This is a genomic window from Ruoffia sp. FAM 20857, assembly GCF_045528645.1.
GTDB lineage: Bacteria > Bacillota > Bacilli > Lactobacillales > Aerococcaceae > Ruoffia > Ruoffia halotolerans.
In genome coordinates, this window is sequence record NZ_JBGQRB010000024.1 from 24,820 (window position 1) to 33,868 (window position 9,049).

Consider the following 9,049-nt stretch of genomic DNA (forward strand, 5'->3'; position numbering starts at 1 on the left):
TACGGATACACTTTATAATGAACATATGAAAATAAATTCATTTGAAAGGTGGCATTTATTATGAAATATCAACTCGTTGGCATTCGTAATCAAGATCACGCTAATAAATTATTTAATCAAATTAAGCAATTACCAAATAAAGAACAAATACATCTGAATGAAGAAGAACTAGAAATCGAAGTTGAAGATATTACTTGCTATGAGAACTTACAAAGATTACTCAGCTATGAAAAAGTAGGCTTAAAGTCACTTGATTATCATGAGCTTGAACATCATCATTCACAAGAACATAATCATAGTCATGACCATAGTCATGATGTAGACTTTACTAGTGGCAGTCAAGCGGTACGCAATATGATGCTTGTCTTTGGTATTAATATTGTCTTTAGTTTACTAGAAGCAATCTTTGGCTTCATATTTAATAGTGCATCTATATTAGCAGATGCTGTGCATGACTTTGGAGATGCCTTATCTATCGGGCTCGCTTGGCTTTTCCAAAAAATTTCTTTAAAAGGCTCAGACTCGACTTTTTCTTATGGGTATAAACGTTACTCGCTTTTAGGGGCTCTGATCACAAGTGTTGTCCTGATGATAGGGTCGGCAGTGATGCTCATTCACTCCGGTGAAAAACTATTGAATCCAGAACCAGTAAATTATCAAGGGATGCTCTTATTGGCGATTTTTGCAATTGCTGCGAACGGGGTTTCTGCTTGGATTATTAGTAAAGGTTCATCGCAAAATGAATCAATCTTGTCGCTTCATTTACTTGAGGATGTCTTAGGTTGGGTAGGAGTATTAGTAGTGAGTGTTGTGTTACACTTTACCGATTGGTACTTTTTAGATCCGTTACTATCAATTGGGATTGCGCTCTTTATACTTTATAAGACCATTCCAGAATTTATGAAAGTGGTGAGACTGTTCCTACAAGCCGTGCCAGATAATATAGATAGTAAAAAACTACGGGAAGAAATTCAAAACATCGATAATATCAATGGCTTATCGCACTTCCATTTATGGTCTTTAGACGGCGAAGCGCATATGATGTCTATGACAATTAGTACAACATCTGATTCAGTCCAAACGCATGAACAAATTAAAAATGAAGTACGTCATATTCTTTTAGAGAGTGATATCGCTCATTCAAATATCGAAATTGTTTATGACCCTTATAATATCTTAAATAGTAAGTAAAAAATGAACCTGATTCTGACTAGGAACGCCTAGCCATCATTCAGGTTCATTTTTGTATGAATTATTTTTCAAAGTAGTTTTGGTAAAGATTATTTAGAGCTTTTTTAAGGTCTTTACTTGGAATAGCGAAGAACATACTAATCTCAGAAGCTCCTTGGTTAATCATACGTAAACTGATATTACTATCAGCAAAGGCAGCTGTTGCTTTGTTTGCAATACCAATCGTATCACGCATTCCTTCGCCAACAATCGCAATAATAGCTAAGTCTCTCTCAACATGAATCCATTCTGGTTCGAATTGTTGTTCAATATCTTCAAGCAGTTCTTCAAGTATATTATTATGATCAAATTGATTTGCGCGCATAACAACTGAGATATCATCAATTCCCGTTGGAATATGTTCAACGTTAATATCATGGTCTTCAAAAATTTGTAATAGACGACGTGTATAACCAACTTCTCGGTTTAGTAAGTAGCGTTTAATAGTGACAGAAATAAATCCTTCGTCTCCACTCACGCCGATCACTGGATATTTTTTAACCTCTCCACGGTCGACAACAATTTTAGTCCCTACAATTTCAGGAGCATTAGTGTTTTTAATCTGAATTGGAATACGAACTTCATATAAAGGTGTTAATGCCTCATCATGGAAAATACCAAAACCAGAATAAGCAAGCTCTCGCATTTCTCGGTAAGTAATTTCATTAATCGCATGAGGATTTTTTACTATGCCTGGATGAGCTGAGTAAATATGTGATTGATCCGTATAGTTCTCATAGATGTCAGCTTCAACCCCACGTGCAATAATCGCACCCGTAATATCTGAACCTCCACGTGAGAAAGTTACGATATCTCTTTGCTTGGATACACCAAAGAAGCCTGGAATCACAAGAACTTTCTCACTGTCCTTATGTGCAGCGATTTTGGCATAAGATTCTTTAAGAAGTTGGGCATTACCGGGTTCATCGGTCACAAAGATTCCCATAGCTTCTGGTGATTTATATTCTGCTTCTAAACCGATTTTGTTAAAGTATTGGCTGATTAGTTGGGCATTAAAGTCTTCACCACATGATTTTAAGGCATCGAGTAATCGTTCTGAATTCGTAATCGTTTGAAGTAAATCATGTAATTGTCCTTGGAATTGTTTAACAATCGTTACATCAATATCAAGATCTTCAGCGATTTGTTGGTATCTATCAATGATTTGATTTTCGATACTTGTCGTCGATATGCCGATCGAATGATTCGTATGAAGGGCAATGAGTAAGTCGGTTATTTTAATATCCGAATTATTACGTTTACCTGGGGCGCTGACGACAACAAAGCGAATGTTTGAATCATTTCTAATAATATTTGCTACTTTTTTAATTTGAGTTGCGGAACTTAAAGAACTTCCGCCGAACTTTGCAACTTTCATGTATTATTACTCCTCTTTTTTTAATCTGATTATAATAATACATTATTTATTGGCAAATTCATACCACCTGTTGTAAAATATGCATGAGGGAAATTTTAATGTATCTCTAATATAAATTAAGGAGAATTTAAATATGAAGATTGCAATCTTAGGTATGGGGACAGTTGGAAGTGGAGTAATAAAGGTAATTCAAGAGAATCAAATGGAAATCCAACAGTTCACCAATGAACCGATTGAAATTTCACATGTGTTTGCTAAAGCGATTAATAACCAGCATAATGCGGATTTTCAAAATGTGACAGTTACAGAGAATATCGATGATATATTGAATAGTGATGTAGAATTAGTTGTTGAAGTGATGGGTGGGATTGATTTTACCTTCAGTCTTCACCAAAAATTCTTATCACATGGGATACATGTTGTCAGTGCTAATAAAGATATGTTGGCAGTTCATATAAAAGAATTAGCTAAAATTGGCGATGAAAATAAAGCGCAATTAGGTTATGAAGCCAGCTGTGCCGGTGGAATTCCAATTATTAATGCGTTAACGTATGGTTTACAAGCGAATAAGATAAATCGCGTGATGGGGATTTTAAACGGAACGACAAATTATATTCTAACAAAGATGACACAAGATGCTTGGTCATACGATAGAGCATTAAAAGACGCCCAAGAAAAAGGCTATGCTGAAAAGGATCCAACCAATGATGTGGAAGGTTTGGATGCAAGACGTAAGATTGCCTTACTATCTCGTATCGCTTACAAACAAAACTTAAATGTTGAAGATATTCCAGTTAGAGGGATCAGTCAAGTGAGTGTACAAGATTTAGAATACGCCCAAGCTGCCGGGCTGACAATGAAATTACTAGGTAAGAGTGAATATCACGGTGACAAAGTTCAAATCAGTGTTGAACCTGTATTACTACCAAATAATCATCAACTTGCAACAGTAAATGACGCAGCAAACGCGGTTTATGTCAACGGAAATGCATTTGGTGAAACAATGTTCTACGGACCCGGTGCAGGAAGTTTAGAGACAGCTTCAGCCGTAGTTTCAGATGTGATGAATATTGCTAAGTTTGGTTTTGTAGGAAACTTAATTGTTGAAGAAGATGCAAATATCGACATAGCTGGAGAAGCAGCGTCATACTTTATTCGCTTTGCAAAAGGGCAAACAGAAGTTCAATTAGACGCAAATTATAAAGTTGTAGCTGAAGAAGATGAATTAGTTATCCTTACTGAAGATATGAGTGCGAATGCTTTAGAACAATTAGAAAATAGTCATCAAGTTGAGGCAGTATACGTAGTAATTAAAGATTAGAATTGGAAGTGGATAGTGTGAACAATGTATCATTAAAGATACCAGCAACAAGTGCCAATCTTGGGCTCGGCTTCGATACAATGGGAGTGGCAGTGAATAAATATTTATCTATTAAAGCAACTGAGAGTGACAAATGGGAATTTGAATTTCTTGATGAAGAATTACGTGATTTACCTAATGGAGAAGCGAATTTCGTCGCTAGTACAGCCATTGATATTGCTAAGAAATACAATAAGGTGATACCTGATTTATTTATTGAAATGTCGAGTGAAATTCCACTCACACATGGATTGGGAAGTTCATCGAGTGCTATTGTGGCTGGAATCGAGTTAGCAGATCATTATTGTCAACTAGGATTATCAACGTATGATAAGATTTTACTCGCCTCTAAGATTGAAGGGCATCCAGATAATGTTGGACCATGTATCACTGGAGGAGCTTTCGTAGGATATTATCAAGACGGTTACTTAGCTTATCATCAATTAAACTTAGATAAGATTAGTTTGATCCTTTCAATACCTCCTTATGAGATTTCAACGAAAGTGGCCCGCGAAGCGATTCCAGATTCGTACGAAAAAGGGGCAGCCATCGAACAAAACGCTCTAAATAATGTCATGTTACTTTCAATGGTTAAAAAAGACTACAAAACAATGGGTGAGTTGATGATGCAAGATAAATTTCATGAACCATATCGCCAACCATTAATTGCAGAGTTTCCTGAGATTAAAGAAATTGCGGTGAAGAATGGGGCTTATGCTACTGTCATAAGTGGCGCAGGGCCAACCGTTTTAACACTTTGTCCAGAAGATAAAGTTGAGGGAATATTAAAAGAACTGCAACAAGTATCGACATGTAAACACGAAAGTGTTGAAGTGCATTATAATTAAGCATAAAAGGAGTCCACTTTAAAGATATTCATCTTATAAGTTGGCTCCTTTAGACTTTATAACACATATAAAAAAGGCCGTTGAGCAACGCTCAACGGCCTTTTAATTTTTGCTTACTAATTATTCAGCAATTTTCTTTTGGTATTTATCAGCTAAGCCTGTAGAACGGAAGATCCATTTTACAATCTCGACGATAATTACAATACTGAATGCAAAAGCAATAGAAATTGCCCATTCAGTAGGCCCAGGGATAGTTACCGAGAAGTATGTGTTAATTCCAGGAATTAAGATTACTCCAAGTAATAAAGCACCAGAAAGAATGAAGGCACCGTTTAAGTATTTGTTATCAAACGGATTTCCACTGAATAATGAGCCAAAGATTGATTTAACGTTATATGAGTGGAATAGTTGGATAAATCCAAGTGTAATGAATGCCATTGTTTCAGCAGTTTGATGTTCTACTTTTAGAACGTATTCACCAATATAGTAAACAGCTAAAGTAAGGAAGCCTTCAAGTACACCTTGGTAAGCAATACTTGGTAATACACCGAATGATAAGAAACTATCTTTCTTAGTACGAGGTGCTTGTTTCATCGCTTGAGGTTCAGCTTTCTCCATACCTAAAGCAATAGCAGGGAACACGTCAGTTACTAAGTTAATCCATAAGATATGAACTGGTTCTAAGATTGTCCATCCGAATAAAGTTGCAACGAATAAAGTTAAAACCTCACCTAAGTTAGCTGAAAGTAAGAATTGAACAGCTTTTTGGATGTTAGAGAATACTTTACGTCCTTCTTCAACAGCCACAACGATTGTTTCGAAGTTATCATCAGCAAGAACCATGTCTGAAGCACCTTTAGCAACTTCAGTACCAGTGATACCCATACCAACACCAATGTTTGCTTGTTTAAGAGATGGTGCATCATTAACCCCGTCACCTGTCATTGAGATAGTACGTTCATTTGCTTGCCATGCTTTAATAATACGAACTTTATGTTCAGGTGATACACGAGCATATACAGAGAAGTTAGTTACATCTTTCGCTAATTCGTCATCAGTCATATTATCTAATTCAGCACCAGTACGAACATGCTCTTCGTTGTTAGGTTCGTTAGGATCTAAGATTGATAAACGTTCAGCGATTGCTTGTGCTGTAATGGCGTGGTCACCAGTAATCATAACTGTACGGATTCCTGCTTCACGAGCACGGCGGATAGCTGCACCAGCTTCAGTACGCTCAGGATCAATCATACCAATAAGTCCAGCAAAGATTAAATCTTGCTCAACAGTTTCAGTACTCATTGTATCTGGAACTGTGTCGACAATCTTATAAGCACCAGCTAATACACGTAGTGCTTCACGAGCCATGTTTTCGTTCTCTTTAAGTATATGATCAATATTTTCTTGAGTAATATCTGTAACTTGACCATTGTTATCAATTTTAGTTGCACGTTGGATTAATTGATCTGGAGCACCTTTAACAGCTATAAAATAACGACCGTCTTCCATTTTGTGGATTGTTGACATTAATTTACGGTCTGAATCGAACGGTACTTCGTTTACACGAGGTTCAGAGCTTACTGCATTTTTAACATCGAAGCCTTGCTCAATCGCATATTTGATCATAGCCGTTTCAGTAGGGTCACCAATTAGTTCACCTTTACCATCGATTTCAGTATCGTTAGCGAATGTAATTGAACGTAATAAAGGATTAGTATGAGCAATCTCTTCTGATGCATTATGAAGCTCGCCATCATAGAATACTTTTTCAATCGTCATTTTATTAACTGTTAATGTACCAGTTTTATCCGATGCAATAACTTCTGTACTACCTAAAGTTTCAACAGCAGGTAATGTACGAACTAACGCATTACGATTTGCCATTGATTTTGTACCTTGCGAAAGGATAATTGTTGAAATCGCAGGTAAACCTTCTGGAATAGCAGCAACTGCTAATGAGATAGAAACTAATAACATATGAGTAATTTCAAAGTCTTGGAATGTAATTCCGACGATGAATGTTAATACTGCAATAACAATGATTGCGATTGTTAAGTTTTTACCTAATTGCTCTTGGTCACGTTGTAATGGTGTTAATTGGCCTTCAGTGTTTGCTAACATGTTAGCAATATGACCAACCTCAGTATCCATACCAGTACCAGTAACGATACCTAAACCACGACCATAAGTTACGTTTGTACTTGAGAAGGCCATGTTTTCACGGTCACCGATACCGACGTTTTCTTCATCGATTGTGTCAGTACTTTTAACAACTGGAACTGACTCACCAGTTAATGAAGCTTCTTCAATTTGTAATGAGTTTGCTTCAATTAAACGTACATCGGCAGGAACAACGTCCCCAGCTTCTAATGTAATAATGTCCCCAGGTACTAATTCAGTACTTTTAACTGAGTTCATTGAACCGTCACGGCGTACATGAGCTTCAGGAGAAGCCATGCTTCTTAGGGATTCAATAGCATTTTCTGCTTGCTGTTCTTGGAAAACTCCCATAATTGCATTTAAAATAACAACGATTAAAATAATGATTGAGTCGGCAATACCTTCACCTTCAGCAATCCCAACAAAACCTGCAACGACAGCTGCTACTAATAATACTATGATCATAAAGTCTTTAAACTGATCTAAGAATTTTTGTAGAAGTGTTCGATTTTCTTCTGCTTGAATTTCGTTCGCACCGTATTTTTCAATACGCGCTTGTGCCTCAGAAGAGCTCAAACCTTGTGAAACGTTACTGTCAAGTTTAGAGACAATTGAATCTGTCGATTCACGATAGGCAACAAAATCTTTCATTAACAATATTCCTCCTATTTCTTTTGTTATAAGTTAGTTTACTTGAAAAAGAGACTTATACCAACTATAAAGCGGATGCGATACAGGTGGCATAAGTCTCACTATTTAAGTACAGTACCAGTAGCTTAATTACTACTTATCGATGTTGATACTGACGAGGACAATTCCCCTAGTTACTCCCTTATGAACAATTATTATCACTATTATAAAAGATTACAAAAAAATATCAAACTAAAACAACAATGGTTATGAATTTTTTTCTAATAATGTTTGCTTTTTTATTAAATTAGCGCTTTTTTCTACAATATCATTCAAATAAGTGCTATTATAAATTCGATATATGATATATGATATGTGATTTTAAAAAAATATATAATTTTTGGAGGTAAGTAGATGAGTAGTAATAGAGAGCCCAAGACAAGACGTGAAGCGAGAAGAAGTAGAAAGAAAGAGCGTAAGCGTGGCGGTGGGTTACGGATGTTCTTTGGTATCCTTTTAATTTTAGTAGCAGTTGGATTGCTAGCCTTAGATCCAATTAAAAACTACATAATTGAACAAGGAAGTACTCAAAACGCGGTTGGTAATTTAACACGTGAACAAATTGAGACAAACCAAAGTGTAGACGTAACATATGATTGGGGAGATATTAATACCTTAAATGCTCGAGAAGTTTTAGCAAGTGGTGTGAATCCAAGTGATTTACCTACGATTGGTGGAATCGCAATGCCTGAATTAGGAATGAACTTACCAATTTATAAAGGTGTATCAAATGAAGGTATGTTCTATGGTGCAGGGACGCTCTATCCTGATCAAGAGATGGGAGTATCCAACTATTCATTAGCAAGTCACCACTCAATTAATGATGGATTGTTATTTGAACCTTTAATGCGTGCTGAAATTGGTCAAACAATTTACTTAACTGACTTAGAGAATATTTATGTTTATCAAGTAGATTATATAGATACTGTTCCAGCAACTGCAGTAGAAGTTACTTATCCTACTGAAGAAGGCCGTGTAACATTAATTACTTGTGATACGGGCTTAATAGACCGTGTTGTAGTTCAAGGTGCGCTTGTTGATACCGTTAGTGTTGATGATGCTTCGCCAGACATGTTACAAGCGTTTGATATCGCACAAACAATTACAAGTTAAGTATAATATAGTCGAACCGCATTTACTTTTTGAGTAGATGCGGTTCTTTTTTTAACCGGCATGATTATTTATGAATAATTAATGAATTAACTGAGAAAGATTGCCTTTAAATTATGATATTTTTTGTACTTTAACCTATATAAAAGGGAGCGTCAAGAAGTTTGTGTAAATAAAGAATTCCTTCTGTAAAAAAATCAGCTCTCTGCTAGTGTTCCAAACATTTCCCATAGCTCTGCTTCAGCTTGCTGGAAACCGCGGTGGCTTCGGGTT

General features: G+C 36.2%; 6 protein-coding genes. 4 read left to right on the plus strand and 2 right to left on the minus strand.

Translation table 11 applies throughout. The annotated features are described in order from the left end of the window. Positions 1 to 60 precede the first annotated feature (60 nt). Positions 61 to 1,191, plus strand: a complete 1,131-nt coding sequence (locus ACEN4N_RS06970) for a cation diffusion facilitator family transporter (protein ID WP_407093946.1) — start codon at positions 61 to 63, stop codon at positions 1,189 to 1,191. 61 nt (positions 1,192 to 1,252) lie between these two features. Here the strand turns inward: ACEN4N_RS06970 and ACEN4N_RS06975 are convergent, their stop codons facing one another. Continuing rightward, positions 1,253 to 2,608, minus strand: coding sequence for an aspartate kinase (locus ACEN4N_RS06975; protein ID WP_407089365.1), 1,356 nt, complete (start codon positions 2,606 to 2,608; stop codon positions 1,253 to 1,255). A gap of 133 nt (positions 2,609 to 2,741) precedes the next feature. Between ACEN4N_RS06975 and ACEN4N_RS06980 the strand changes: the two genes are divergently transcribed. Beyond that, the gene (locus tag ACEN4N_RS06980; RefSeq protein WP_407093947.1) at positions 2,742 to 3,929 is read left to right on the plus strand and encodes a homoserine dehydrogenase; all 1,188 of its coding nucleotides are present in this window, start codon (positions 2,742 to 2,744) and stop codon (positions 3,927 to 3,929) included. Between the two features lie 17 nt (positions 3,930 to 3,946). Further along, entirely contained in the window at positions 3,947 to 4,816 is an 870-nt protein-coding gene (gene thrB, locus ACEN4N_RS06985; RefSeq protein ID WP_407093948.1) for a homoserine kinase, read from the plus strand. Positions 4,817 to 4,936: 120 nt separating this feature from the next. Here thrB and ACEN4N_RS06990 read toward each other — a convergent pair whose 3' ends face one another. Then, positions 4,937 to 7,627 (minus strand): cation-translocating P-type ATPase, encoded by a 2,691-nt coding sequence (locus ACEN4N_RS06990; RefSeq protein ID WP_407093949.1) that lies wholly within the window; start codon positions 7,625 to 7,627, stop codon positions 4,937 to 4,939. Between the two features lie 393 nt (positions 7,628 to 8,020). Here ACEN4N_RS06990 and ACEN4N_RS06995 point away from each other — a divergent pair, with 393 nt between their 5' ends. Then, entirely contained in the window at positions 8,021 to 8,779 is a 759-nt protein-coding gene (locus tag ACEN4N_RS06995; protein ID WP_138404345.1) for a class A sortase, read from the plus strand. The last annotated feature ends 270 nt before the right edge of the window (positions 8,780 to 9,049 follow it).